The organism is Kitasatospora sp. NPDC058492 (assembly GCF_042720685.1).
In the GTDB taxonomy this organism is placed as follows: domain Bacteria; phylum Actinomycetota; class Actinomycetes; order Streptomycetales; family Streptomycetaceae; genus Kitasatospora.
The window spans coordinates 74,323-99,837 of record NZ_JBHXMU010000018.1 but is presented as its reverse complement, the minus strand read 5'-3'; the positions used below and the strand labels follow the sequence as shown (position 1 = coordinate 99,837).

Genomic DNA, 25,515 nt, shown 5'->3' with positions numbered 1-25,515 from the left:
CGGAACGGGAGGGGAAACGGTGGGGGAAAAGCGCTTCGCGGCTGCCCGTACCCTGGTCTGGTGAGCGGTGAGAGCGGATTGAAGAGCTACAAGGTCGTCACGTACGGCTGCCAGATGAACGTCCACGACTCCGAGCGGCTGTCCGGCCTGCTGGAGGACGCGGGTTACGTCAAGGCCGGGCAGGACGGCGACCCGGACCTGGTCGTGTTCAACACCTGCGCGGTGCGGGAGAACGCCGACAACAAGCTGTACGGCAACCTCGGGCAGCTGGCGCCGGTCAAGACCCGCCACAAGGGCATGCAGATCGCCGTCGGCGGCTGCCTCGCCCAGAAGGACCGCGACACCATCGTCCGCAAGGCCCCCTGGGTCGACGTGGTGTTCGGCACCCACAACATCGGCCACCTGCCGGCGCTGTTGGAGCGGGCCGCGGTCGAGCGCAAGGCCCAGGTCGAGATCCTGGAGTCGCTGGAGACCTTCCCCTCCACCCTGCCGACCCGCCGCGAGTCCGCGTACGCCGCGTGGGTCGCCATCTCCGTCGGCTGCAACAACACCTGCACCTTCTGCATCGTCCCCGCGCTGCGCGGCAAGGAGGAGGACCGCCGCCCCGGCGACGTCCTCGCCGAGATCGAGGCGCTGGTGGACGAGGGCGTCATCGAGGTGACCCTGCTCGGCCAGAACGTCAACGCCTACGGCTCCGACCTGGGCGACCGCGAGGCCTTCTCCAAGCTGCTGCGCGCCGCCGGCCAGATCGAGGGCCTGGAGCGGATCCGCTTCACCTCGCCGCACCCGCGCGACTTCACCGACGACGTGATCGCCGCGATGGCCGAGACGCCGAACGTGATGCACCAGCTGCACATGCCGCTGCAGTCCGGCTCCGACACCGTCCTCAAGGCGATGCGCCGCTCCTACCGCCAGGAGCGCTTCCTCGGGATCATCCGGAAGGTCCGCGAGGCCATGCCGGACGCGGCGATCTCCACCGACATCATCGTGGGCTTCCCCGGCGAGACCGAGGAGGACTTCGAGCAGACGATGCACGCCGTCCGCGAGGCCCGCTTCACCAACGCCTTCACCTTCCAGTACTCCAAGCGCCCCGGCACCCCGGCCGCCGAGATGGCGGACCAGGTGCCGAAGGCCGTCGTGCAGGCCCGCTACGACCGGCTGATCGCCCTCCAGGAGGAGATCTCCTGGGAGGAGAACAAGAAGCAGGTCGGCCGCGTCCTGGAGATCCTGGTCGCCGAGGGCGAGGGCAAGAAGGACGACAAGACCGACCGGCTCTCCGGCCGCGCCCCCGACAACCGGCTGGTGCACTTCAGCAGGCCGACGGAGCCGGTGCGCCCGGGCGACGTGGTGACCGTCGAGATCACCTACGCCGCCCCGCACCACCTGCTCGCCGAGGGCCCGTCGCTCGCGGTGCGCCGCACCCGGGCCGGCGACGCCTGGGAGAAGCGCCAGGCCAAGCCCGCGGCCAAGCCGGCCGGGGTGATGCTCGGCCTGCCGGGCATCGGTGCCCCGGCCGCGCTGCCCCTGGCCGCTCCGGCGGGCGGGGCCTGCTGCGGCGACTGACGGCCTGCTTCTCGAACGGGGCCCGCTCCTCGAACGGGGCCCGCTGCTCGAACGGGGCCTGCTCCTCGAACGGCGGCCCGGCGGGACTTCGAGTCCGGCCGGGCCGCCGTCGCCGTTTGGCTAGAGTGATCCGCATGCTGGTAGCCGCCGCCGTGTGCCCCTGTCCGCCGCTGCTCGTCCCGGAGGTCGCCGCCGGGGCGGCCGCCGAGTTGGACCCGCTGCGGGCCGCCTGCGACGAGGCCCTGGCGGCACTGGTCGCGGCCGGGCCGCAACTGGTCGTGGTGGTCGGCGCCGGGCCGGAGGCCGAGGTGTGGACCGAGGGCGGGGCCGGCTCCTTCCACCGCTACGGGGTGCCGCTGGTCGCCAAGCTGCCCGGCGGCCGGGTCGAGGGGCCGGAGCTGGCACCGTCTCTGACGGTCGGCGCCTGGCTGCTGGAGCGCGCCGGGGTGACGCTGCCGACGCACGCCTGCGCGGTGCCCGCCGACGCGCCCGCCGACCGGATGCTCGGGCTCGGCCAGGGCCTGGCCCAGCTGGCCGACCGGGTCGGCCTGCTGGTGGTGGGCGACGGCAGCGCCTGCCGCTCGGTGAAGGCCCCCGGTTACCTGGACGAGCGCGCCGAGGGCTTCGACGCCGCCCTGGCCGCCGCCCTGGGCTCCGCCGACCTGCCCGCGCTCGCCGCCCTGGACGCCGGGCTGGCCGCCGAGCTCAAGGCCGAGGGCCGGGCGCCCTGGCAGGTGCTGGCCGGCGCCGCGGAGGGCGCCGGCCTCACCGCGCGGCTCGGCTACCAGGACGCCCCGTACGGGGTCGGCTACGTCGTGGCGTCCTGGAGCTGATCGGAGCGCGGGGCGTCAGGCCTGCGGCGCCTGGCCGTTGCCGCCGGCCGGCCCCTCCTCGCCCGGCTTCGGCTTGTGGGCGAAGTCGCCCACCGCGCCCTTGGCCTTGCTGGCGCCGTGCTCGATCTTCTCGCTGTACTTGCCCTTGGTCGCCTTGTCGATCGCGCCGCCGGCCTTGTCCACCGCGTGCTCGATCTGCTCGCTGTGCTTGCCGGCGAGCTCACTGGCCTTGCCCTTGAGCTCCTCGGCCTTGCCCTTGAGGTTGTCCATCAGACCCATGGCGATCTCACCCTTTCGTCCCTGTCTCCTGCCCAACGTCCGTCACCGCCGAACCGTTCGCAAACCGGCTCAACTGCGGAAACGGCCGGAGATGGCCGGAGACGGCCGGACACAGTCACATCGTCGCGCAGTCGGGGCCGACGGGCAGCCCGGTCACCGGTGCGGCGGCGGTTTTGCGAGACTGGAGCGGTGAGCAGCTCCCGTACCGACCAGTCCCGCGCCGCCCAGCCCCGAGTGGTCTGCATCGTCGGCGCGACCGCCGCCGGCAAGTCCGACCTGGCCGTCGCCATCGCCCGCAGCCTCGGCGGCGAGGTGATCAACACCGACTCGATGCAGCTGTACCGGGGCATGGACATCGGCACCGCCAAGCTCACCCCCGCCGAGCGCGGCGGCGTGCCGCACCACCTGCTGGATGTCTGGGACGTCACCGAGGCCGCCAGCGTCGCCGAGTACCAGCGGCTGGCCCGGGCCGAGATCGACCGGCTGCTCGCGACCGGGCGCACGCCCGTCCTGGTCGGCGGCTCCGGGCTGTACGTCCGGGCGGCGATCGACGAGATGGAGTTCCCCGGCACCGACCCGGCGGTCCGGGCCCGGCTGGAGGCCGAGCTGGAGGAGGCCGGCCCGCACGCGCTGCACCGGCGGCTGGCCGAGCTGGACCCGGCGGCCGCGGAGGCGATCCTGATCGGCAACGGGCGGCGGATCGTCCGCGCGCTGGAGGTCATCGAGATCACCGGGCAGCCGTTCACCGCGAACCTGCCCGGCAACACCGCCGTCTACGACGCGGTGCAGATCGGGGTCGCGCTGCCGCGCCCCGAACTGGACGAGCGGATCACGCTGCGGGTCGACCTGATGTGGCGGGCCGGACTGCTGGACGAGGTGCGCGCGCTGGAACGGCTCGGGCTGCGGGAGGGACGGACGGCCTCCCGGGCGCTCGGCTACCAGCAGGTGCTGGACCACTTCGCCGGCGAGTGCACCGAGGACGAGGCGCGGGCCGAGACCGTCCGGGCCACCAAGCGCTTCGCCCGCCGTCAGGAGTCCTGGTTCCGCCGCGACGGCCGGATCCACTGGCTGTCCCGGCCGGCCGGCACCGACCCCGTCGAGCTGCTGGAACGCTCCCTGGAGCTGATCGACCGTCAGGAGCGTCCGGCCGGGTAGGCGGGTTCCGGCCAATTCGGCGGTGCACTTGCGCGCGCAGGTGGCCGTGCAGGACGAACCGGCGGTCACGGCCCGATCACGTGATGGCCACGGATCACCCGTCGACGCCGGTCAGGCCCGGAACGCCCGTCTGGACATGCCATCATCGAAGGCGTAGGGGTCGGCCGCGCGGGCCGACCGTGCCCGACCGCGAGTCCGCTCGTGTCGAACTGTCAGGGGAGGCCGCGTGTCGACGGGTACCGGCCCCGAACCCGGCCAGAGCGGGAGTGTCACCGCACCGGCCGACGAGTCGACGATGGGCGACCTCCCCGTGCTGACCGGCCTGGAGGCACCCACCTCCTACGCGGTCGCACTGCCGGCCCTGGACACCCGCACCCCGGCGGGCGCGGTGCACGAGCGGGAGATCCGACCGCTGCGCCGGCTCCGCTGGTGGCAGACCCTGCCGATCGCCCTGCTGGGCATCCTCGGTTCGCTGATGTTCGCCTTCCCGCTCGCCTTCGGCTCGGCCGGGGCGCGCGCCACCATGGTCGGCATGCTCGGGCTGCTGCTCACCGCCGCCTCGGTCGGCTGGGGCGCGATGGCCGCCCGGCACGCCGGGTACAAGTGGCCGGGCCTGCCGCGCCGCGGCTCCGGGCAGCGGGCCGGCTGGAAGGCGATCGCGCTGTACACCCTGATCGCGCTGGTGGCCTGTGCGCTGGCCGTCTGGCGGGTCGCCTACCTGCGCTGATCCGTCGGCCGCCCCTGCCGGCCCCTCGGCTGCCCACGCCGATCCACCGGTCGGACCGCCCGGGTGGCCGGTGCGCCCGTTCAGTACCATCGGGAGGGTGAGCGCATCCTCCCCGCAGCCGGTCGGCGTCCCCTTCTTCAAGGGGCACGGCACCCAGAACGACTTCGTCATCGTCCCGGACCCGGACGGCGCGCTGGAGATCGGCCCCGCGGCCGTCGCCGCGCTGTGCGACCGGCGGGCCGGCATCGGCGGGGACGGGCTGCTGCGCGTGGTGCGCTCCGCCGCCGAGCCGGCCGCCGCGGACCAGGCCGACCGGGCCGAGTGGTTCATGGACTACCGCAACTCCGACGGCAGCATCGCCGAGATGTGCGGCAACGGCGTGCGGGTCTTCGCCCGGTACCTGGTCGAGGCCGGCCTGGCCGAGCCCGGCGAGTTCGCGGTCGCCACCCGCGCCGGGGTGCGGACGGTGCGGGTCGCCGAGGACGCCGGGGACGGGACGCCCGGCGAGGTCACCGTCGACATGGGCCGGGCCCGGCTGCCCGGGCCGGACGGCGTCGAGGTCGCGGTCGGCGCGCGGCGCTGGCCCGCGCTGAACGTCAACATGGGCAACCCGCACGCGGTGGCCTTCGTGGACAGCCTCGACCACGCCGGGGACCTGCTGTCCGCGCCGCTGACCAGCCCCGAAGGGGCCTACCCGGAGGGCGTGAACGTCGAGTTCGTGGTGGACCGCGGGCCGCGGCACGTCGCCATGCGGGTGTACGAGCGCGGCTCCGGCGAGACCCGCTCCTGCGGGACCGGCACCTGCGCCGTCGCGGTGGCCGCCATCCGCCGGGACGGCGTCGACCCGGCGGTCACCGGCGAGCCGGCCACCTACACCGTGGACGTGCCGGGCGGCCGACTGGTCATCACCGAGCACCCGGACGGCCGGATCGAGAAGACCGGCCCGGCGGTCATCGTGGCCGCCGGTGAGATCGACGCCCGCTGGTGGGCCGAACTGGGGCGTGTCTGACACGTCTGGGGCGCGGCTCGGGCAGCTGACGGCCCGGTTTGCCCATTTCGCGTGCCGGTGAATCCGCCCGTTCGAGTGACGCGTGTCGCGGACGGGAAGCAAGGCATCGCGGAACGTGCTCTGCTCGGTAGCATGGACCACCGGGAAGGCGCCCCTCGGCGGGGTGGCGGCCGGTGATCGCTGCCGGAGGTGCGCCGATGACCATCGAAGCCGGGCAGTCCCTGACGGGGCAGCCGACGTCCGCACGGCAAGCCGGGGCCAGGCGGCCCCTGGGGGAGCTCGGCCGGGCCGCGCTCGGCCGGGCCGGGCGGGCCGCCCTGCTGGCCACCGGCCGGCCGCCCGTCCCGGACGCCCTCGAACCGCTCGTCCGAGTCCACCGCGAGCACCATCCGCAGGCCGACCTCGGCCTGCTCGCCCGGGCCTACCGGCTCGCCGAGGCCAGCCACCGGGGCCAGAAGCGCAAGAGCGGCGGGCCGTACATCACCCACCCGCTCGCCGTCACCATGATCCTGGCCCAACTCGGCGCCGGGACGACCACCTTGGTCGCCTCGCTGCTCCACGACACCGTCGAGGACACCGAATTGACGCTCGATCAGGTGAGCGCCGGCTTCGGGCCCGAAGTCGCCTACCTGGTCGACGGGGTGACGAAACTGGAGAAGGTCGACTTCGGCGCCGCCGCCGAGGCCGAGACCTTCCGCAAGATGCTGGTCGCCACCGGCGACGACGTCCGGGTGATGGTGATCAAGCTCGCCGACCGGCTGCACAACATGCGCACCATCCGGCACATGAAGCCGGCCAGCCAGGTGCGGATCGCCAAGGTCACCCGGGACGTGCTGATCCCACTGGCCGAACGGCTCGGCATCCAGGTGCTCAAGGCGGAGCTGGAGGACATCGTCTTCGCCACCCTGCACCCCGAGGAGCACGCCCGCACCCGGGCCCTGATGGCCGGTCACGAGGGCGAGCCGGACACCCAGCTGGCCCCCTTCGCCCGGCTGCTGGCCCGCCAGCTGTCCGAGACCGGGGTGACCGCCGAGGTCACCGTCCGGCCCCGGCACTGCGTGTCGCTGCACCGGGTGCTGCTCAAGCGGGCCGCCGCGCCCGGCCCGGACGGGCGGCCGCAGCGGCCGCAGCCCGCCGACTTCGGGCGGCTGCTGGTGGTGGTCGAGGAGAACGCCGACTGCTACGCCGTGCTCGGCGAGCTGCACACCTGCTGGACGCCGCTGCCCGGCGAGTTCAAGGACTTCGTCGCCGCCCCCAAGTTCAACCTCTACCAGTCGCTGCACACCGCGGTGGCGCTCAGCGGCGGCACGGTCGTCGAGGTGCTGGTGCGCACCCGGCGGATGCACGAGGTCGCCGAGACCGGGGTGGTCGCGCTCGGCGACCCGGAGCCGGCCGGCGCCGTCCAGGACGCCGACGAACTCGACCGCACCGACCCGGCCCGGCCCGGCTGGCTCAGCCGGCTGCTGGAGTGGCAGCAGGAGACGCCCGACCCGGACGCCTTCTGGTCCGCGCTCACCGCCGACCTGGCCGGCGACCGCGAGATCACCGTCGTGACGGAGAGCGGCGAAACGCTTCAGCTGAGGGCCGGCGCCACCTGCGTGGACGCCGCCTACCTGCTCGGCGAGGAGACCGGCCACCGGTGCATCGGAGCCCGGGTCAACGGCCGGCTCACCGCGCTCTCCACCGTCCTGCAGGACGGCGACCTGCTCGCCGTGCTCACCGAGGCCGTGCCCACCGGGACCGTGCTCACCGAGGACGGGCCGCGCCCCGCCGAACCCTCCGGGCCCGCGCCCGAGTGGCTCGCGCACGCCCGGACGCCGGCCGCCCGGCTGGCCATCGAACGCTGGCTCGCCGACCACCCGGCCCGGCTCCCGCCGGTGCGCACCGGCCCCTCCAGCGGCCAGCCCGCCCCGCCCGCGCACCGCACCACCGAGCGCCGGCCGGCCCCGGTCGCGGTGGCCGGCCGGCCCGGGGCGCCGGTCCGGCTGGCCCGCTGCTGCACGCCCGTGCCGCCGGACGAGGTGGCCGGCTACCCGATCCGCGGCGGAGCCGTCGCCGTGCACCGCACCGGCTGCCCGGCCGGGGAGCGGATGCGCGCGGACGGGCGCGCCGAGCTGGAGGTCCGCTGGCGGCCGGAGGGCACCCCGGCGGCCGGCCACCGGGCCACCCTGCGGGCCGAGGCGCTCAACCGGCCCCGGCTGCTCGCCGACCTCACGGCGGCCATCTCCGCCGAGGACGTCGGCATCGTGTCGGCCGAGGTCGAACCGCCGCAGGAGCTGCGGGTCCGGCACACCTACACCGTCGAACTGCCCGAGCCGGCCGCGCTGCCCGCGCTGATGCGGGCGATGCTCAAGGTCTCCGGGGTGTACGACGTCAGCCGGCCGCAGGCCCCGGACACCGGCGGGGCCCGCCACCCCGGGGAAAATGGGGATGACCGGTCCGCGCCGGGCGTGGGACCATCATGGGGAATTCACGGCCGGTCCACGGCGTTCTCAGGGCACAGGAGCCCCGACGGCACCCGAGGACCTGAGGGGTAGCTCACCTCGCCCGGCGGTAACCGGGGCGGCAGCTGGGCAGACTCCGGGTGGGACCGCACAAGGCGGTCCCCACAGGCCATCCGCACCAGCGACCAAAGGACAGAATGACCTCCACGTCCGACACCCGCGACCACGCCGACGCCCCGCGCCGCCTGAACGGTCTGCGGGCGGAAGCCCTCATGGACGAGGACCTCGCGGCCATCGACGAGGACCGCGGCCACGGCCACCACCACTACGACGGCGACCAGTACGACCGCAGCGAGCGTGCCGCCCTGCGCCGTGTCGCCGGCCTCTCCACCGAACTCGAAGACGTCACCGAGGTCGAGTACCGCCAGCTCCGCCTGGAGCGCGTGGTGCTCGTCGGCGTCTGGACGGACGGCACCCTGGAGGAGGCGGAGAACTCGATGGCCGAGCTCGCCGCCCTCGCCGAGACGGCCGGCTCCCAGGTGCTGGACGGCGTCATCCAGCGCCGCGACAAGCCCGACGCGGCCACCTACATCGGCTCCGGCAAGGCGAAGGAACTGCGCGACATCGTCGCGGCCACCGGCGCCGACACCGTGGTCTGCGACGGTGAGCTCACCCCCGGCCAGCTGATCCACCTGGAGGACGTGGTCAAGGTCAAGGTCGTCGACCGGACGGCCCTGATCCTGGACATCTTCGCCCAGCACGCCAAGTCCCGGGAGGGCAAGGCGCAGGTCTCGCTCGCGCAGATGCAGTACATGCTGCCGCGCCTGCGCGGCTGGGGTCAGTCGCTGTCCCGGCAGATGGGTGGTGGCGGCGCCGGCTCGTCCGGCGGCGGCATGGCCACCCGTGGTCCCGGTGAGACCAAGATCGAGACCGACCGGCGCCGGATCCGCGAGAAGATGGCGAAGCTGCGCCGCGAGATCGCCGAGATGAAGAAGGGCCGCGACACCAAGCGCCAGGAGCGCAAGCGCCACCAGGTGCCGTCGGTGGCCATCGCCGGGTACACCAACGCCGGCAAGTCGTCCCTGCTCAACCGGCTCACCGGGGCGGGCGTCCTGGTGGAGAACTCCCTGTTCGCCACCCTGGACCCGACCGTGCGCCGGGCCCAGACCCCGAGCGGGCGGCTCTACACCCTGGCCGACACCGTCGGCTTCGTCCGGCACCTGCCGCACCACCTGGTCGAGGCCTTCCGCTCGACCATGGAGGAGGTCGCCGACGCGGACCTCATCCTGCACGTGGTCGACGGCTCGCACCCCGAGCCGGAGACGCAGCTGGCCGCCGTCCGCGAGGTCATCGTCTCGGTCGACGCGCAGAACGTGCCGGAGATCGTGGTGATCAACAAGGCGGACGCCGCCGACCCGCACGTGCTGCAGCGACTGCTGCGCCGCGAGCCGCACGCCATCGTGGTGTCGGCCCGCAGCGGCGAGGGCATCGAGGAGCTGCTGAAGCTCATCGACGACGAGCTGCCGCGCCCGGCGATCGAGGTGCGGGCCCTGGTGCCCTACACCCAGGGCGGGCTGGTCTCCCGGGTGCACGCCGAGGGCGAGCTGCTCGGCACCGAGCACACCGGCGAGGGCACGCTGCTGCACGCCAAGGTGCCGGCCGAGCTGGCCGCCGAGCTGGAGCGCTACGCGGTGGCGCTGCAGGTCTGAGGCGTCGGGCCGACGAAGGGCCCCCGGACGTGACCGTGATGCCGCTGGGCATCGCGCGAGCGTCCGGGGGCCCTTCGCGTGCCCGTCCGGGGTACCGGGGCGTCCGTTCCGGGGTCCGCCAGGGGGCTCGTCCGGGCCTGCGGGCCTGCGGGCCTGTGGGCGTGTGGGCGTGTGGGTGTGGGCGTGCGGGCTACTTCACGTTCTTGGCGAAGTAGTCGAAGGCCTGCTTCGCCTGGTCCTGCAGCGAGGGGCCGGCCAGGTACCCGGGCGGGTTGCGGCTGCCGATCGCGGTGACGCTGATCAGGTTGGGCTTGCCGTCCTTGGTGATGAACCAGCCGCCGCCGCTGGAGCCGCCGGTCACGGTGCAGCCGGTGACGTACATCGGCGGGCGGCTCCGGTCGGGGGAGAGCCTGGCCGGCGGGACCGGGGGCTCGCAGCGGGAGAGCTCCAGGCCGTCGAACGGCCGATCGGTCGGGTAGCCGTAGGCCGCCGCCGAGCCGATCTGCTCGCGCGGGGCGTTGAACCAGACCGGGACCGAGCCGCCGACCGCCTCCTCCAGCGACGCGCCGGAGCCGCCCTCGCCGCGCACCCGGATGATCCCGTAGTCGTACTGGTGGTGGGCGCCGACGCCGCCCTCCCCGAGCCAGGTCGGCGACACCAGCGCGCGCACCGCCGCCCACCGGCCGTACGGGGCGGCCTGCTGCTCGGCGAGCGGTTTGCCGCGGGCCGCCTGGCCGTCCCGGTTGAAACCGGGCACGAAGGTGATGTTCCGCAGCCAGCCGCCGCCCTTGCCGTCGTGCAGGCAGTGCGCGGCGGTGTAGACGAGGTTGCTGCGGCCCGGGTTGGCCGGGTCGGAGACCACCGTCGCGGAGCAGGCCGCGTCGCCCTGGGGCGTGGTGACGAAGAGCCGTCCGACCACGGCGGTGGCCGGGCCGTACGGGTGCGGCTGCGGCGTGGCCGCGACGGCTGCGGGCGGGGCGTCCGGCCGGCCGTCGTCCGGTGCGGCGGTGAGCGGGTACTCCGGGGTGGCCCGCCCCTTGGCGGCGGCCATCCGGGTGGTCGACCAGAAGCCCGGGGCCACCTCGTTGGCGAAGCCGCTGCCGGAGACGAACCGGGCCCAGTCCTCCACCTTCCAGCCCGTCAGGTCGCCCAGGCTGGTGGGGGCCGACGTGGGGAGGGCGGGCGGCGGTGCGGCCGCCGTGGCGCCGGAGTCGTCCGGCCCGCAGGCGGTCGCGGCGAGCGCGAGCACGGCGAGCACCGCGGCGCCGGTCGGTCCGGATCGGCGCCGCGGTCCGCGGCCGGTGTGCTTCGGCATGCTGCATCGTCCCCCGGGGGCGGCCTCCGCCGCCCGTACGGCTTGGTCCGGTCCGACCGGAAAGGGCCTACGGCTTCTTGGAGATCCAGTCCAGCGCCTGCTTGGCGACCGTCTCCAGGTACGGGCCGCTCAGCGAGGTGTGGTCCTCGGTGCCGATGGACGTGTTGCTGACCAGGGCGGTCTTCCCGTCCGGCATGGTGGCGAACCAGCCGCCGCCGCTGGAGCCCTGGGTCATGTTGCAGCCGATGGTGAGCATCGACGGGCGCTTGGCGTCGAACGACAGCCGGGTCGGCTTGCCGCCGTCGCACTTGTACAGCTCCTGGCCGTCGAACGGCTTGTAGAGCGGGTAGCCGACCGCCGCGACGGACATCTTGTCGCGCGGGGCGTCGAACCAGACCGGGACGGCCGAACCGACCGTCTCCTCCAGCGACTTGCCGGAGTCGTTCTGGTTGTGCACCCGCATGACGGCGAAGTCGTACTGGTTCGCGGCGTCACCGGTGCCGCCGCCCTCGACCATCCACTGCGGCGAGGTGGTGACCAGGTCGGCCCACCAGGTGCCCAGCGGGGCCAGTTCGGACAGCGGGGCCTTCTTGCCGCCGCTGGAGGCGCCCGAGTTGTTGTAGGCGGGCACGAAGACCAGGTCCTTGAAGAAGTCGCCGCCCTTGCCCGCGTGCACGCAGTGGCCGGCCGTCCAGACCAGATTGCTCTTGCCGGGGTGCTGCGGGTCGGTGATCACCGTCGCCGAGCAGTTGCCCCGGCCGCCCTGGGCGCTGAAGAACACCTTCCCGGACGGCTGCTTGGTGTACGGGCGGGGCACCGGCACGGCCTTGACCACCGGCGGGTCCGGGTCCGTCACGCCGTTGTCGGCGGCCGGCTTGGCGGTGGGCGGGGCCGGATCGGCGGGCTTGGAGTCGCCCATCTTGTCCGGGTTCCAGAAGTCCTTCACCACCGGGTTGTTGAAGACGTGCTTGGACGCCCACGAGTCCCAGTCCTCGAACTTCCACTTCTTCAGGTCGTCCCAGGACTTCGGCAGGCCCTCCAGCAGGCTGGTCGGGATGCCCGACGGGAGGGTGATCCCGCCGATCACGCCGCTCCCCGGGGCGGCGGTGCTGGACGCGGGCGGCGGCGCGGCGCTGCCGCCCCCGTCGCCCGCCGGACCGTCCGGCCCGCAGGCGCTCGCCGCGAGCAGCGTCCCCGTGACGAGGGCGACGGCCATGGCTGACCGGTGGATCGATGGCATGTGTGCGCTTCCCCCTGTGCTCGATCGGGCTGTCGTGCGGCGACTCGCCGCTGTGGAGTCTTCCACCGGTCACCAGGACGGCGGCGGCCGCCCCCCGGGTTGCGGCCCTGACCGGAGGTCACCGATCCGTGACGTGGCCACGATCGGCCCGCCGACCCAGCAGGGCCCCGCGCGCCGGACGCGGACAATCCCCGATCTTCACCCGGACGAGTGAGCCGACCTTGTGATCACCCGTCAGGGATAGGTAACCCTTACCTGACGCGACGGTGCGAGCGCCCGCCGATCCTCTCCACCACCCGCGCGCGTCCGCACCCCCACGCGCCCCAAGGAGCAGCCTTGAGCACCGCCCTCACCGGAGCCCCGCCCGCCCCGCTGCTGCACGCGGACCGGCCGGCCGAGCCCGATCCGCTGCTGCACCCGGACCCCGCCGTCGCCGCCGAACAGGCCGCCCTGGAAGCCCTGCTGCGCTGCTGGACGCGCGAGACCGGCGCCCGCCCCGGCCCCGACGGCCGGCTGCGGATCGCCGTCCTCGGCGGCGCCGCCCGGCTCTCCGCCCCCGTCCGCTACTGGTCGCCCGGCGGCTGGCACCGGTTCGGCCCCGCCGTCCTCTCCGCCGGGGAGGGCACCGCCGACGCCCCCGTGGACGCCGTCACCACCGCCGCGCTGCTCGCCGCCGCGGCCGCCGACCGCCCCGACCCCGGGCAGGTCGCCGACCTCGCCGCCCGGGTCGCCGACTCGGTCGTCCGCACCGCCGACATCCTCGCCCACCGCCGCACCGCCGCCCCCGCCGGCGGCCCGGAACGCTCGCACTTCCTCGCCGCCGAACAGTCCCTGCTGCTCGGCCACCCGCTGCACCCCACCCCGAAGAGCCGCGACGGCCTCGGCCCGGCCCAGAGCGCCGCCTACTCGCCCGAACTGCACGGCTCCTTCCAACTCCACTGGTACGCGGTCCACCGCGACCTGCTCGCCGCCGGCTCCGCCCTCACCGACAGCGCCGACCGGATCACCGCGGACCTGCTCGGCGACCACGCCGCCCTGCCGCCCGGCACCGCCGCCCTGCCGCTGCACCCCTGGCAGGCCCGCGAACTCGCCCACCGCCCGGCCGTCGCCGCCCTGCTCGCCGACGGGCTGCTGCACGACCTCGGCCCGGCCGGCGAACCCTGGTACCCCACCTCCTCGGTGCGCACCGTCTACCGCCCCGGCACCCCCTGGATGCTCAAGCTCTCGCTCGGCCTGCGGATCACCAACTCCCGCCGGGAGAACCTGCGCAAGGAACTCCACCGCGGCCTGGAGGTGCACCGGCTGCTGGAGAGCGGCCTGGCCGCCGAATGGCACCGTGCCCACCCCGGCTTCGACATCGTCCGCGACCCGGCCTGGATCGGCGTCGACCACCCCGCCCTCGGCGACCCGGGCGGCCTGGACACCGTGCTGCGCGCCCAGCCCTTCGCCCCCGCCGACCGCGCGCTGTGCGTCGCCGGGCTGGTCGCCGAACAGCCGCTCGGCACCGGCGACACCGTGCCGTCCCGGCTCGGCGACACCCTGCGGGCGCTCGCCGTCCGCTGCGGCCGCCCGCTGCGGACCGTCGCCGCCGAATGGTTCCTGCGCTACCTGGACGCCGTCGTACTGCCCGTCCTCTGGCTGGACGGCACGGCCGGCATCGCCCTGGAGGCGCACCAGCAGAACAGCCTCGTCCTGCTCGACGCCGACGGCTGGCCCAGCGGCGGCCGCTACCGCGACAACCAGGGCTACTACTACCGGGAGAGCGCCGCCGACCGGCTCACCGCGCGGCTGCCCGGGCTCGGCGAGCACAGCGACACCTTCCTGCCCGACGAGGTGATCGACCACCACTTCGCCTACTACCTCGGCATCAACCACGTCCTCGGCCTGGTCGGCGCCTTCGGCAGCCAGGGGCTCGCCGACGAGACCGTGCTGCTGGCCGGGCTGCGCCGCTTCCTGGCCGGCCCGCGGGCCGCCGCCACCGGCTCGGCGCTGCCCGGGCTGCTGCTCGACGCGCCCACCCTGCCCTGCAAGGCCAACCTGCTCACCCGGATCAACGGCCTGGACGAACTGGTCGGCCCGGTCGCCACCCAGTCCGTCTACGTGGACATCCCCAACCCGCTGGCGGGCGCATGAGCCTGCTCGACGACCCGCCGGGATGGGGCGCGATCCCCACCCCGGCCGGCGAGTTCCGGCTCAGCCCGGTCCGACTGCCCACCGACCTGGACCTGCTCGCCGGGTGGATGAACGACCCCGAGATCGCCGCGTTCTGGCGGCTCGCCGGGCCGCCCGACGCCACCGAACGGCACCTCCGGGCCCAACTCGACGGCGACGGCCGCAGCGTGCCCTGCCTCGGCCTGCTCGACGGCGCCGCGACGAGCTACTGGGAGGTCTACCGCGCCGACCTCGACCCGCTCGCCCGGCACTACCCGGCCCGGCCGCACGACACCGGCGTCCACCTCCTGATCGGCCCCGCCGAGAGCCGCGGCCGGGGCCTCGGCGCCGTCCTGCTGGCCGCCCTCGCCGAGCGGATCCTGCGGCAACGGCCCCGCTGCGAACGGGTCGTCGCCGAACCGGACGTCCGCAACCGGCGCTCCGTCCGGGCCTTCGAACAGGCCGGATTCCGGCTGGACACCGAACTCGACCTGCCCGACAAGCGCGCCGCCCTGATGGTCCGTGCCCGCGTCCCCTTCGTCGCCTAGGACACCCCCGTGGACACCCCAGCACCCCAGCCGCCGTACGACCTGCTCGGCGTCGGCATCGGCCCCTTCAACCTCTCGCTCGCCGCGCTCGCCGCGCCCGTCCCCGGCCTGCGCACGCTCTTCTGCGACCAGCGCCCGGAGTTCCGCTGGCACCCCGGCATGCTGGTGGACGGGGCCCGGATGCAGGTGCCGTTCCTCGCCGACCTGGTCTCCCTCGTCGACCCGACCAACCCCTGGTCCTTCCTCAACTACCTGCGCGACCAGGACCGGCTCTTCCCGTTCTACTTCGCCGAGCGCTTCCAACTGCCCCGCCGCGAGTACGACCACTACTGCCGGTGGGCCGCCGAACGGCTCGCCAACTGCCGCTTCGGCACCGAGGTCACCGCCCTGCACTGGGAAGCCCCGCACTTCCGGGCCGAGCTGACCGACACCGCGACCGGGCGGCGGACCGAGGTGCACGCCCGCAACCTCGCCCTCGGCGTCGGCACCCGGCCCGTCCTGCCCGCGGCCTTCACCGCCCTCGACGGCCACCCGCGCGCCTTCCACTCCGCCGACTACCTGGACCGCCGCGGCGACCTCGCCGGCGCCCGGGACATCACCGTGGTCGGCAGCGGGCAGTCCGGCGCCGAGGTCTTCCTCGACCTGCTCCGGCGCCACGACGGCGACGGCGTCCGGCTGCGCTGGCTCACCCGGACCAGGGCGCTCGCGCCGATGGAGTACTCCAAGCTCGGCCTGGAGCACTTCACCCCCGACTACACCCACTACTTCCACAGCCTGCCCGAACCCGTCCGGGACGCGCTGGTCGCCGCCCAGTGGCAACTGCACAAGGCCGCCAGCGCCGAAACCCTCGCCGAGATCCACGACCACCTCTACGAACGCACCATCGGCCGCCCGATCGACACCGCCCCGGTCGACATCACCCCCGGCACCGCCGTCACCGAAGCCCGCCCCGGCCCCTGCGGCGGCCTCGAACTGCACTGCCGGCACGGCGACTCCGGCGTCGAACACGTCCTGCGCACCGACGCCGTGGTGCTCGCCACCGGCTACCGGGCCGCCCGGCCGACCGCGCTCGAACCGCTCGCCCGGCTGATCGACTGGGACGGGGACGGGCGCTACCGGGTCGACCTCGACCACCGGGTCGCCACCCGGCCCGAACTCACCGGCGGCCTCTACGTCCAGAACGCCGAACTGCACACCCACGGCGTCGGCGCCCCCGACCTGGGGCTCGGCGCCCACCGGGCCGCCGTCATCCTCAACGCCGTCACCGGCCGGACCGTCCACCGGCTGCCCGCCCGCACCGCCTGGACCGGCTTCGCGCCGCCCGGGACCGCCCCCGCCCCCGCCCCCGCCCCCGCCCCCGCCCCTGCCTCCGCCCCTGCCTCCGCCCCTGCCGCAGCTGTTGCCGAGGGCACCCCCACCGAGAGCACCCCCGCCATCCCCCGTCCCCAGGAGCTGACCCGTGCCGCAACCGTCGGCCGCTGAACCGCCGTTGTACCTGCCCCCGCACCTGACCGCCGGGCACTGGCGGCGGGCCGGGCGCGCCCTGCTGGCCAAGATGCTCGGCGAGTTCGCCTACGAGGAACTGCTCACCCCCGTCCGCGCCGCCTCCGACGGCGAGTACCTGCTCTGGCTGCCCGAGGCCGAGTACCGCTTCACCGCCCGCCGCGGCGCGTACGGAAGCTGGCGGGTCGACCCGGAGTCGGTCCGCTGCTCCGACCCGGACGGCCTCGACCCGCTGCGCTTCCTCCCGCACGCCCGGCACGCCCTCGGCCTGCGCGGCGAGACCACCGGCCACCTGATCCGCGAACTCACCGCCACCCTGACCGCCGACGCGCACCAGCTCGCCACCGCGCTCACCGCCGCCGAACTCGCCGACCTCGACCACCCCGCCCTGGAGGGCCGCCAGGACGGCCACCCCTGGATCGTCCCCAACAAGGGCCGGATCGGCTTCTCCGCCACCGACGCCGCCCGCTGGGCCCCGGAGGCCCGCACCCCGCGCCCGCTGCCCTGGATCGCCGTCCACCGCCGGCTCGCCGAGTACCGCGGCGTGCCCGGCCTGGAGCGGCCCGAGCAGCTGTACGCCCGCGAACTCGACGACCCGGACGCGCTGCGCGCCGCCCTCGGCCCGGCCGCCGCCGACTACCTGCTGCTGCCCGTCCACCCCTGGCAGTGGGACGAGACGATCGTCCCGCTGTTCGCGCCCTGGATCGCCTCCGGCGAGATCGTCCCGCTGCCCTCCGACGGCGACCCACGGCTGCCCCAGCAGTCCATCCGCTCCTTCTTCAACACCGCCCACCCCGAGCGCTGCACCGTCAAACTGCCGCTGTCCGTCCTCAACACCCTGGTCTGGCGCGGCCTGCCCACCGAACGCACCCTCGCTGCGCCCGCCGTCACCGCCTGGATCCACGGCCTGCGCGACGCCGACCCCTACCTGCGCGACGAGTGCCGGGTGATCCTGCTCGGCGAGATCGCCTCCGTCACCGTCGACCACCCGCTCTACCGCGAGCTGCCCGAGGCGCCCTACCAGTACAAGGAACTCCTCGGCGCGATCTGGCGCGAACCGCTCGGCCCCTTCCTGGCCGGCGGCGAACGCGCCCGCACCCTGGCCGCCCTGCTGCAGACCGGCTCCGACGGCCGGGCGCTCGCCGCCGAACTGATCGCCCGCTCCGGGCTCACCCCCGCCGCCTGGACCGGCCGGCTGTTCGGCGCCGTGCTGCCGCCGCTGCTGCACTTCCTCTACCGGTACGGGCTGGTCTTCTCCCCGCACGGCGAGAACGCCATCGTCGTCTTCGACGAGCACGACGCGCCGACCCGGCTCGCGGTCAAGGACTTCGTCGACGACGTCAACCTCAGCGACCAGGACCTGCCCGAACTGCGCGACCTGCCCGCCGAGGTCGACGACGTCCTGCTGCGGGACGGCCCGCAGGGGCTCTGCCAGTTCCTCCACTCCGGGCTGTTCATCGGCGTCCTGCGCTACCTCGCCCCGCTGCTGGAGGCGCAGACCGGGCTGCCCGAGGCCGAGTTCTGGGCCCTGCTGCGGGCCGAGATCCGCCGCTACCAGGACCGCTTCCCCGGCCTGGGCGAGCGCTTCGAGCTGTTCGACCTGTTCCGGCCGCGGATCGACCGGCTCTGCCTCAACCGCAACCGGCTGCTGCTCGACGGCTACCAGGACCGCCCGCACCGCCCGCACGCCGCCCGGTACGGGACCGTCCCCAACGCCCTGGTGACCCTGGAGGCGGATCTTCCCGGGCGACGGAGCCGGATTGTCACCCCAGCCCCGTAGGCTGGGAGGGTCATGACGAACGACTCCGAAACCCAGCTCCCCGGCGAGACCGAGCTCCCTGGCGAGGACGGCGGCGCCGCCGCCGACGTCGAGGAAGCCGTCGCCGTTCCGCGCTCCCGCATCCCCGACCTGCTGCACGCCGCGGTGGCGGCCGTCGGCGGCGTCGAGCGCCCCGGTCAGCTCCGGATGGCCGAGGCCGTCGCCGACGCCGTCGACAACGCCGAGCACCTGCTCGTCCAGGCCGGCACCGGCACCGGGAAGTCCCTCGCCTACCTGGTGCCCGCGCTCGCCCACGGGGACCGCGTGGTGGTCGCCACCGCCACCCTGGCGCTGCAACGCCAGCTCGTCGAACGGGACTTGCCGCGCACGGTCGAGGCGCTGCACCCGGTGCTGCGCCGCCGCCCGCTGTTCGCGATGCTCAAGGGCCGCTCCAACTACCTGTGCCTGCACCGGGCCAACGAGGGCACCCCGAGCGACGAGGGCGAGGGCCTGTTCGACGCGGCCGAGGCGCTCGGCGGGCCCGCCAGCAAGCTCGGGCAGGACGTGCTGCGGCTGCGCGAGTGGGCCGACGAGAGCGACACCGGGGACCGGGACGACCTCAGCCCCGGCGTCTCCGACAAGGCCTGGGCCCAGCTGGCGGTCACCTCCAAGGAGTGCCTGGGCGCCACCCGCTGCGCGTACGGGCAGGAGTGCTTCGCCGAGAAGGCCCGGGAGCGGGCCAAACTGGCCGACGTCGTGGTCACCAACCACGCGATGCTCGCGATCGACGCGATCGAGGGCGCGCCGGTGCTGCCCGAGCACGGGCTGCTGATCGTCGACGAGGCGCACGAACTGGTCAACCGGGTCACCGGCGCGGCCACCGCCGAGCTGACCGTCGGCGCGGTCAACCGGGCGGTCAAGCGCGCCGCCCGGCTCGCCAACGAGAAGGCCGTGGACGCCTTGCAGGCCGCCGCCGAGAACTACCACGGCCTGATGGAGACCGCCCAGCCCGGCCGGGTCGAGGAACTGCCCGAGTACCTGGCGTACGCGGTCACCTCGATCCGGGACGCCGCCCGCCAGGTGATCAGCTCGCTCGGCGAGACCCGCGACAAGGGGCTCAGCGACGAGGACGCCGTCCGCAAGCAGGCGATGGCCTCCGCCGAGTCGCTGCACGAGACCGCCGAGCGGCTGCTGGAGGACTCCGAGTACGACGTGGTCTGGATCGAGCGCAGCGACCGCTTCGGCATGGGCACCGGCTCGCTGCGGGTCGCGCCGCTCAGCGTCTCCGGGCTGCTGCGCGAGGGCCTCTACAAGGAGCGCTCGGTGGTGCTCACCTCGGCCACCCTCAAGCTCGGCGGGGACTTCAACGGCGTCGCCGCCTCCGTCGGCCTGCCCTCGGACTCCCGGCTGCCGGACCAGCGCACCCCCGGGGACAATCCTTCGGCCGGGTCCGGGTCCGGGTCCGGGTCCGGGTCCGGTTCCGGCTTCGGCGAGGACGCGGTGCCGCACTGGCGCGGCATCGACGTCGGCTCGCCGTTCAAGTACCCCAAGCAGGGCATCCTGTACGTCGCCCGGCACCTCGCCGATCCCGGCCGAGATCCCGAACGGCCAGACATGCTGGACGAGTTGGCGGAGCTGATCGGCGCGGCCGGCGGGCGCACGCTGGGCCTGTTCTCCTCGATGCGCGGCGCCCAGACGGCCGCCGAGGCGCTGCGGGAGCGGCTGGACAACCGGATCCTGCTCCAGGGGGAGGACACCCTGGGCGAGTTGATCCGGGAGTTCGCCTCGGACGCGTCCACCTGCCTGTTCGGCACGCTCTCGCTCTGGCAGGGCGTGGACGTGCCCGGCTCGGCCTGCCAGCTGGTCGTGATGGACCGCATCCCGTTCCCCCGGCCGGACGACCCGCTGATGAGCGCCCGCCAGAAGGACGTCGAACAGCGCGGCGGGAACGGCTTCATGGCCGTCGCGGCGACGCACGCGGCGCTGCTGATGGCGCAGGGCGCCGGCCGGCTGGTGCGCGCGGCCGAGGACCGGGGCGTGGTCGCGGTGCTCGACCCGCGGGTGGAGACCAAGCGGTACGGGAGCTTCTTCCGCTCCTCGATGCCGGAGTTCTGGTACACCACGGACCGCAACCAGGTGCGCCGCTCGCTGGCGGCGATCGACGCCTCGGCGCCGCCGGTCAAGCCGGTGGTGAAGCGGGGCTGAGCGGTGCGGTGATCCGGGGCTCCGCCCAGCCCCCCCTGGGGGCCGAGGCGGGGCCCGGAAGCCCCCGGAGACGCCGGAGGGGCTCCCCGCGACCACGCGGTGGAGCCCCTTCCCGCTGGGTGCGCGCGAGGCGTCAGAGGCGGCGCAGGACCGCGACGACCTTGCCCAGGATGGTCGCGTTGTCGCCGTTGATCGGCTCGTACGCCGGGTTGTGCGGCATCAGCCAGATCCGGCCGTCCTCTCGCTTGAGCCGCTTGACCGTGGCCTCGCCGTCGATCATCGCGGCCACGATGTCGCCGTTCTCGGCGACCGGCTGGCGGCGCACGGTGACCCAGTCGCCGTCGCAGATGGCCGCCTCGATCATCGAGTCGCCGCGCACGGTGAGCGCGAACAGCTCGCCCTCGCCGACCAGCTGGCGGGGCAGCGGGAAGACGTCCTCGACCGTCTGCTCGGCCAGGATCGGGCCGCCGGCGGCGATCCGGCCGACCAGCGGCACGTACGAGGTGGACGGCCGGCCGGCCGTCTCGGCGGTGTTCGGGCGGGCCACCTCGACGCCGCGGACCTCGTAGGCGCGCGGGCGGTGCGGGTCGCGGCGCAGGAAGCCCTTGCGTTCCAGGGCCATCAGCTGGTGGGCGACCGAGGAGGTGCTGGACAGGCCGACGGCCTGGCCGATCTCGCGCATGGACGGCGGGTAGCCGCGGCGCTGGACGGAGTCCCGGATGACCTCGATCACGCGGCGCTGGCGTTCGGTGAGACCGGCCTCGTCGGTGCGGATGCCGGGGGGGCGGCCGGGCAGCGCGCGGGTGGGCGCCTGGTGGGCGTCGTCGATCGCGGGGGAGTGTTCGATCGGCTGGTCGGGAACGCGGCCCGTGCTGGAAAGGGCCGGGCCGGAGAGGCGCTGGTCTTCGCTACGGTCCATGCTGATGTCCACGCTCTGCTGATTCGTGGTGCGCTGCCCCACCTTGAACTGGGAGTGTTCCTGCACCGGGATGGTGTTGCTTTCGATGGTGTTCACGGCGGCCCCTCTCGACGGCTGTCCTCTCCCCTTTTCCAGCCCAACGCCCCTCCTATCGAAAGGTTGCGCCAAACACACGTTCGAGTGAATTATTCGAGAGTTGGCTGACTCGATCAAGGCTTTGCTGTACATCGAGACTGTGCATCGAGTAAATGTTCGATCGGATCTCGACTTCGGCAGTCTAATCGGTGCCGACACGCCAGGGGTGTCGCTTCCCCCGGAGACCTACATCTAGTGGTTACAGTCCTCTCCGTGCCCAGTACTAGTGGTTACGGCGCATGATCAGCTTGCCGAGGCCGGGGTCGCATCGCATAGACTCAACAGGTCCGCACGTCCTGCCAGGGAGGGATCCTCAGGTGCACTGCCCCTTCTGCCGGCATTCCGACAGCCGTGTTGTCGACAGCCGGACCAATGAGGACGGCAGCTCGATCCGCCGTCGTCGGCAGTGCCCGGACTGCGGCCGCCGCTTCACCACCGTGGAGACGGCCGCACTGATGGTCATCAAGCGCAGCGGGGTCACCGAGCCCTTCTCCCGGGAGAAGGTCATCACCGGCGTCCGCAAGGCCTGTCAGGGCCGCCCGGTCACCGAGGACGCCCTCGCCCAGCTCGGCCAGCGGGTCGAGGAGTGCGTGCGCGCCACCGGCAACGCCGAGCTGACCACCCACGACGTCGGGCTGGCCATACTCGGCCCGCTCAAGGAGCTCGACGTGGTCGCCTTCCTGCGCTTCGCCAGCGTGTACCAGGCGTACGACGGACTGGAAGACTTCGAGGCCGCCATCGCGGAACTCCGCGCCGAACGGCCCGTCCCCGAGGCGGACGGCACCTGCGTGCCCGTCGCCGCCGCCGCGCCCTAGGAGGCGCCGGCACCCGGCCCCCTGGCGGGCCTTGCTGCACCACGGGTCCCACGGGGCCCACGCATGCCCGGAAAAAGGGCACAGAACACAACAAACCGTGCGCAAGCAGGCGAGGTCTCGGCCTGCCCGCACACCGGAAGAACGAACCAGCGGTGCCCGGACTTTTCAGGGCACTTCGGGCGTTTGCCCAGGAGGAGGAAGAAGTGACAGACACCACGAGCGGTTCCGCACGCGGGTCGAAGTCCGACAAGACCACGGCCAAGGGCGGCGGCAAGGCCCCCAAGGGCGGTCTGCCGATCGGGCGCATCTACACCACTCCTGGCGTGCACCCGTACGACGAGGTCCGCTGGGAGCGCCGCGACGTCGTCATGACCAACTGGCGCGACGGGTCCATCAACTTCGAGCAGCGCGGCGTCGAGTTCCCCGACTTCTGGTCGGTCAACGCCGTCAACATCGTCACGTCCAAGTACTTCCGCGGCGCCGTCGGCACTCCCCAGCGCGAGTGGAGCCTCAAGCAGATCATCGACCGCGTGGTGCTCACCTACCGCGCCGCCGGCGAGAAGCACGGCTACTTCGCCACCAAGGACGACGCCGAGATCTTCGAGCACGAGCTGACGCACGCCCTCCTCCACCAGGTGTTCAGCTTCAACTCGCCGGTCTGGTTCAACGTCGGCACCAAGCAGCCCCAGCAGGTCAGCGCCTGCTTCATCCTGTCCGTCGACGACTCCATGGAGTCGATCCTCGACTGGTACAAGGAAGAGGGCATGATCTTCAAGGGCGGCTCCGGCGCCGGCCTCAACCTCTCCCGCATCCGCTCCTCGAAGGAACTGCTGTCCTCCGGCGGCAACGCCTCCGGCCCGGTCTCCTTCATGCGCGGCGCCGACGCCTCCGCCGGCACCATCAAGTCCGGTGGCGCCACCCGCCGCGCGGCCAAGATGGTCGTGCTCGACGTCGACCACCCCGACGTCGAGGCCTTCATCGAGACCAAGGTGAAGGAGGAGGAGAAGATCCGCGCCCTGCGCGACGCCGGCTTCGACATGGACCTCGGCGGCGACGACATCACCTCCGTCCAGTACCAGAACGCCAACAACTCCGTCCGCGTCTCCGACGAATTCATGACCGCCGTCGAGAACGGCACCGAATTCGGCCTGCGCGCCCGGATGACCGGCGAGGTCATCGAGACCGTCGACGCCAAGAAGCTGTTCCGCAAGATGGCCGAGGCCGCCTGGGCCTGCGCCGACCCCGGGATCCAGTACGACTCCACCATCAACCACTGGCACACCTGCCCGGAGTCCGGCCGCATCAACGCGTCCAACCCCTGCTCCGAGTACATGCACCTGGACAACTCCAGCTGCAACCTCGCCTCGCTGAACCTGATGAAGTTCCTGCGCGACGACGACTCCTTCGACGCGGACACCTTCGCCAAGGTCGTCGAGCTGGTCATCACCGCGATGGACATCTCCATCTGCTTCGCCGACTTCCCCACCGAGAAGATCGGCGAGACCACCCGCGCCTACCGCCAGCTCGGCATCGGCTACGCCAACCTCGGCGCCCTGCTGATGGCCACCGGCCACGCCTACGACAGCGAGGGCGGCCGCGCCCTGGCCGGCGCCATCACCTCGCTGATGACCGGCACCGCCTACCGCCGCGGCGCCGAACTCGCCGGCGTCGTCGGCCCGTACGACGGCTACGCCCGCAACGCCGCCCCGCACCAGCTGGTCATGAAGCAGCACGCGGACGCCTCGCTCGCCGCCGTCTCGCTCGACGAGCTGGACGCCCCGGTCTGGGCCGTGGCCAACGACACCTGGCAGGACGTCCTGCGGATCGGCGCGCAGAACGGTTTCCGCAACGCCCAGGCCTCGGTGCTCGCCCCCACCGGCACCATCGGCCTGATGATGGACTGCGACACCACCGGAGTCGAGCCGGACCTGGCGCTCGTCAAGTTCAAGAAGCTCGTCGGCGGCGGCTCGATGCAGATCGTCAACGGCACCGTCCCGCGCGCCCTCAAGCGCCTCGGCTACCAGGACGAGCAGATCGAGGCGGTCGTCGCCCACATCGCCGAGCACGGCAACGTGGTGGACGCCCCGGGCCTCAAGGCCGAGCACTACGAGGTCTTCGACTGCGCGATGGGCGAGCGGGTCATCTCGGCCATGGGCCACGTCCGGATGATGGCCGCGATCCAGCCCTGGATCTCCGGCGCGATCTCCAAGACCGTCAACATGCCGGCCTCCGCGACCATCGAGGACATCGAGGAGATCTACTTCGAGGCGTGGAAGATGGGCGTCAAGGCGCTCGCCATCTACCGCGAAAACTCGAAGGTCGGCCAGCCGCTCTCGGCGAAGAAGAAGGAATCCGAGGCCAAGGCCGAGGAGGCCCCGGCCGCCGCGGTCCAGAAGGTCGTCGAGTACCGCCCGGTCCGCAAGCGCCTGCCCAAGGGCCGCCCGGGCATCACCACCTCCTTCACGGTCGGTGGCGCCGAGGGCTACATGACCGCCAACTCCTACCCGGACGACGGCCTCGGCGAGGTCTTCCTCAAGATGTCCAAGCAGGGTTCGACCCTCGCGGGCATGATGGACGCCTTCTCCATCGCCGTCTCGGTCGGCCTGCAGTACGGCGTGCCGCTGGAGACCTACGTCTCGAAGTTCACCAACATGCGCTTCGAGCCGGCCGGTCTGACCGACGACCCGGACGTGCGGATGGCGCAGTCGATCGTCGACTACATCTTCCGCCGCCTGGCGCTCGACTTCCTGCCGTTCGAGACCCGTTCGGCGCTCGGCATCCACTCCGTCGAGGAGCGCCAGCGCCACCTGGACACGGGTTCCTACGAGCCGCTGGAGTCCGAGGAGCTCGACACCGAGTCGCTCGCCCAGTCGGCCCCGGTGGTCGCCACCCCGGCCCCCGCCGTCGAGGCGCCCAAGGCCCCCAAGGCCTCCCCGGCGCAGGCCCACAACTCCACGGAGCTGATGGAGATCCAGCTCGGCCTCAACGCCGACGCCCCGCTCTGCTTCTCCTGCGGCACCAAGATGCGCCGCGCCGGCAGCTGCTACCTCTGCGAGGGCTGCGGCTCCACCAGCGGCTGCAGCTGACCGCCGGTACTGACCCCGCGCGGGTGAGCCACCGCTGAGGCGGGGGGGGGGGGGTTAAGCCGAGCCCCCCCCCCGGGCGCGGTTGGGGGGCCCAGGCCGGCGCCCCAGTTGAAGCAGGGG

The 25,515-nt window shown here is 73.4% G+C and carries 18 protein-coding genes; 14 read left to right on the top strand and 4 right to left on the bottom strand.

The genetic code is table 11. From position 1 onward, the window contains the following. Window positions 1-60 precede the first annotated feature (60 nt). Entirely contained in the window at window positions 61-1,563 is a 1,503-nt protein-coding gene (gene miaB, locus ACFWPI_RS14680; RefSeq protein ID WP_380377600.1) for a tRNA (N6-isopentenyl adenosine(37)-C2)-methylthiotransferase MiaB, read from the top strand. A 134-nt stretch (window positions 1,564-1,697) separates the two neighbouring features. Then, entirely contained in the window at window positions 1,698-2,396 is a 699-nt protein-coding gene (locus ACFWPI_RS14675) for a class III extradiol dioxygenase subunit B-like domain-containing protein (protein WP_063349332.1), read from the top strand. A gap of 15 nt (window positions 2,397-2,411) precedes the next feature. Here the strand turns inward: ACFWPI_RS14675 and ACFWPI_RS14670 are convergent, their stop codons facing one another. Further along, window positions 2,412-2,675: an antitoxin gene (locus tag ACFWPI_RS14670; protein WP_063349333.1), complete on the bottom strand. Its 264-nt coding sequence runs from the start codon at window positions 2,673-2,675 to the stop codon at window positions 2,412-2,414. Window positions 2,676-2,864: 189 nt separating this feature from the next. Here ACFWPI_RS14670 and miaA point away from each other — a divergent pair, with 189 nt between their 5' ends. The 5 genes from miaA to hflX all read left to right on the top strand — a co-directional run bounded on the left by miaA (window position 2,865) and on the right by hflX (window position 9,719). Then, entirely contained in the window at window positions 2,865-3,830 is a 966-nt protein-coding gene (gene miaA, locus ACFWPI_RS14665; RefSeq protein WP_380378886.1) for a tRNA (adenosine(37)-N6)-dimethylallyltransferase MiaA, read from the top strand. Window positions 3,831-4,056: 226 nt separating this feature from the next. After that, complete coding sequence (locus ACFWPI_RS14660) at window positions 4,057-4,557, top strand: hypothetical protein (protein WP_363374361.1); 501 nt, start codon at window positions 4,057-4,059, stop codon at window positions 4,555-4,557. A gap of 97 nt (window positions 4,558-4,654) precedes the next feature. Continuing rightward, complete coding sequence (gene dapF, locus ACFWPI_RS14655) at window positions 4,655-5,566, top strand: diaminopimelate epimerase (protein WP_363584569.1); 912 nt, start codon at window positions 4,655-4,657, stop codon at window positions 5,564-5,566. Between the two features lie 197 nt (window positions 5,567-5,763). Beyond that, window positions 5,764-8,103 carry a RelA/SpoT family protein gene (locus ACFWPI_RS14650; RefSeq protein ID WP_380378883.1) on the top strand — a complete coding sequence of 780 codons (2,340 nt, stop codon included), beginning with the start codon at window positions 5,764-5,766 and terminating at the stop codon, window positions 8,101-8,103. A gap of 104 nt (window positions 8,104-8,207) precedes the next feature. Next, window positions 8,208-9,719: a GTPase HflX gene (gene hflX, locus ACFWPI_RS14645; RefSeq protein ID WP_363374353.1), complete on the top strand. Its 1,512-nt coding sequence runs from the start codon at window positions 8,208-8,210 to the stop codon at window positions 9,717-9,719. A 190-nt stretch (window positions 9,720-9,909) separates the two neighbouring features. Here the strand turns inward: hflX and ACFWPI_RS14640 are convergent, their stop codons facing one another. Together ACFWPI_RS14640 and ACFWPI_RS14635 are read right to left on the bottom strand one after the other, a co-directional pair. Continuing rightward, complete coding sequence (locus tag ACFWPI_RS14640) at window positions 9,910-11,034, bottom strand: trypsin-like serine peptidase (RefSeq protein WP_380378881.1); 1,125 nt, start codon at window positions 11,032-11,034, stop codon at window positions 9,910-9,912. 67 nt (window positions 11,035-11,101) lie between these two features. After that, window positions 11,102-12,274, bottom strand: a complete 1,173-nt coding sequence (locus ACFWPI_RS14635) for a trypsin-like serine peptidase (protein WP_380378879.1) — start codon at window positions 12,272-12,274, stop codon at window positions 11,102-11,104. A gap of 336 nt (window positions 12,275-12,610) precedes the next feature. Here ACFWPI_RS14635 and ACFWPI_RS14630 point away from each other — a divergent pair, with 336 nt between their 5' ends. The 5 genes from ACFWPI_RS14630 to ACFWPI_RS14610 are packed head-to-tail and all read left to right on the top strand — an operon-like array spanning window position 12,611 to window position 20,440. Further along, complete coding sequence (locus ACFWPI_RS14630) at window positions 12,611-14,407, top strand: IucA/IucC family protein (protein ID WP_380378877.1); 1,797 nt, start codon at window positions 12,611-12,613, stop codon at window positions 14,405-14,407. Next, entirely contained in the window at window positions 14,404-14,973 is a 570-nt protein-coding gene (locus ACFWPI_RS14625) for a GNAT family N-acetyltransferase (RefSeq protein WP_380378876.1), read from the top strand. The genes ACFWPI_RS14630 and ACFWPI_RS14625 overlap by 4 nt, the downstream gene beginning before the upstream one ends. Window positions 14,974-14,982: 9 nt before the next feature. Beyond that, window positions 14,983-16,455, top strand: coding sequence for a lysine N(6)-hydroxylase/L-ornithine N(5)-oxygenase family protein (locus ACFWPI_RS14620; RefSeq protein WP_380378874.1), 1,473 nt, complete (start codon window positions 14,983-14,985; stop codon window positions 16,453-16,455). Beyond that, window positions 16,433-18,256 (top strand): IucA/IucC family protein, encoded by a 1,824-nt coding sequence (locus tag ACFWPI_RS14615; protein WP_380336397.1) that lies wholly within the window; start codon window positions 16,433-16,435, stop codon window positions 18,254-18,256. The genes ACFWPI_RS14620 and ACFWPI_RS14615 overlap by 23 nt, the downstream gene beginning before the upstream one ends. Window positions 18,257-18,268: 12 nt before the next feature. Then, entirely contained in the window at window positions 18,269-20,440 is a 2,172-nt protein-coding gene (locus ACFWPI_RS14610) for an ATP-dependent DNA helicase (RefSeq protein WP_380378872.1), read from the top strand. Window positions 20,441-20,573: 133 nt separating this feature from the next. On the opposite strand, the gene lexA is transcribed toward ACFWPI_RS14610, so the two are convergent. Then, entirely contained in the window at window positions 20,574-21,455 is an 882-nt protein-coding gene (lexA, locus tag ACFWPI_RS14605) for a transcriptional repressor LexA (RefSeq protein ID WP_380336391.1), read from the bottom strand. 356 nt (window positions 21,456-21,811) lie between these two features. On the opposite strand from lexA, the gene nrdR reads away from it, so the two are divergent. Together nrdR and ACFWPI_RS14595 are read left to right on the top strand one after the other, a co-directional pair. Beyond that, a complete protein-coding gene (nrdR, locus tag ACFWPI_RS14600; protein ID WP_063349343.1) occupies window positions 21,812-22,309 on the top strand; it encodes a transcriptional regulator NrdR in 498 nt (165 codons plus the stop codon). Window positions 22,310-22,512: 203 nt separating this feature from the next. Further along, the gene (locus tag ACFWPI_RS14595) at window positions 22,513-25,395 is read left to right on the top strand and encodes a vitamin B12-dependent ribonucleotide reductase (RefSeq protein WP_380378869.1); all 2,883 of its coding nucleotides are present in this window, start codon (window positions 22,513-22,515) and stop codon (window positions 25,393-25,395) included. The last annotated feature ends 120 nt before the right edge of the window (window positions 25,396-25,515 follow it).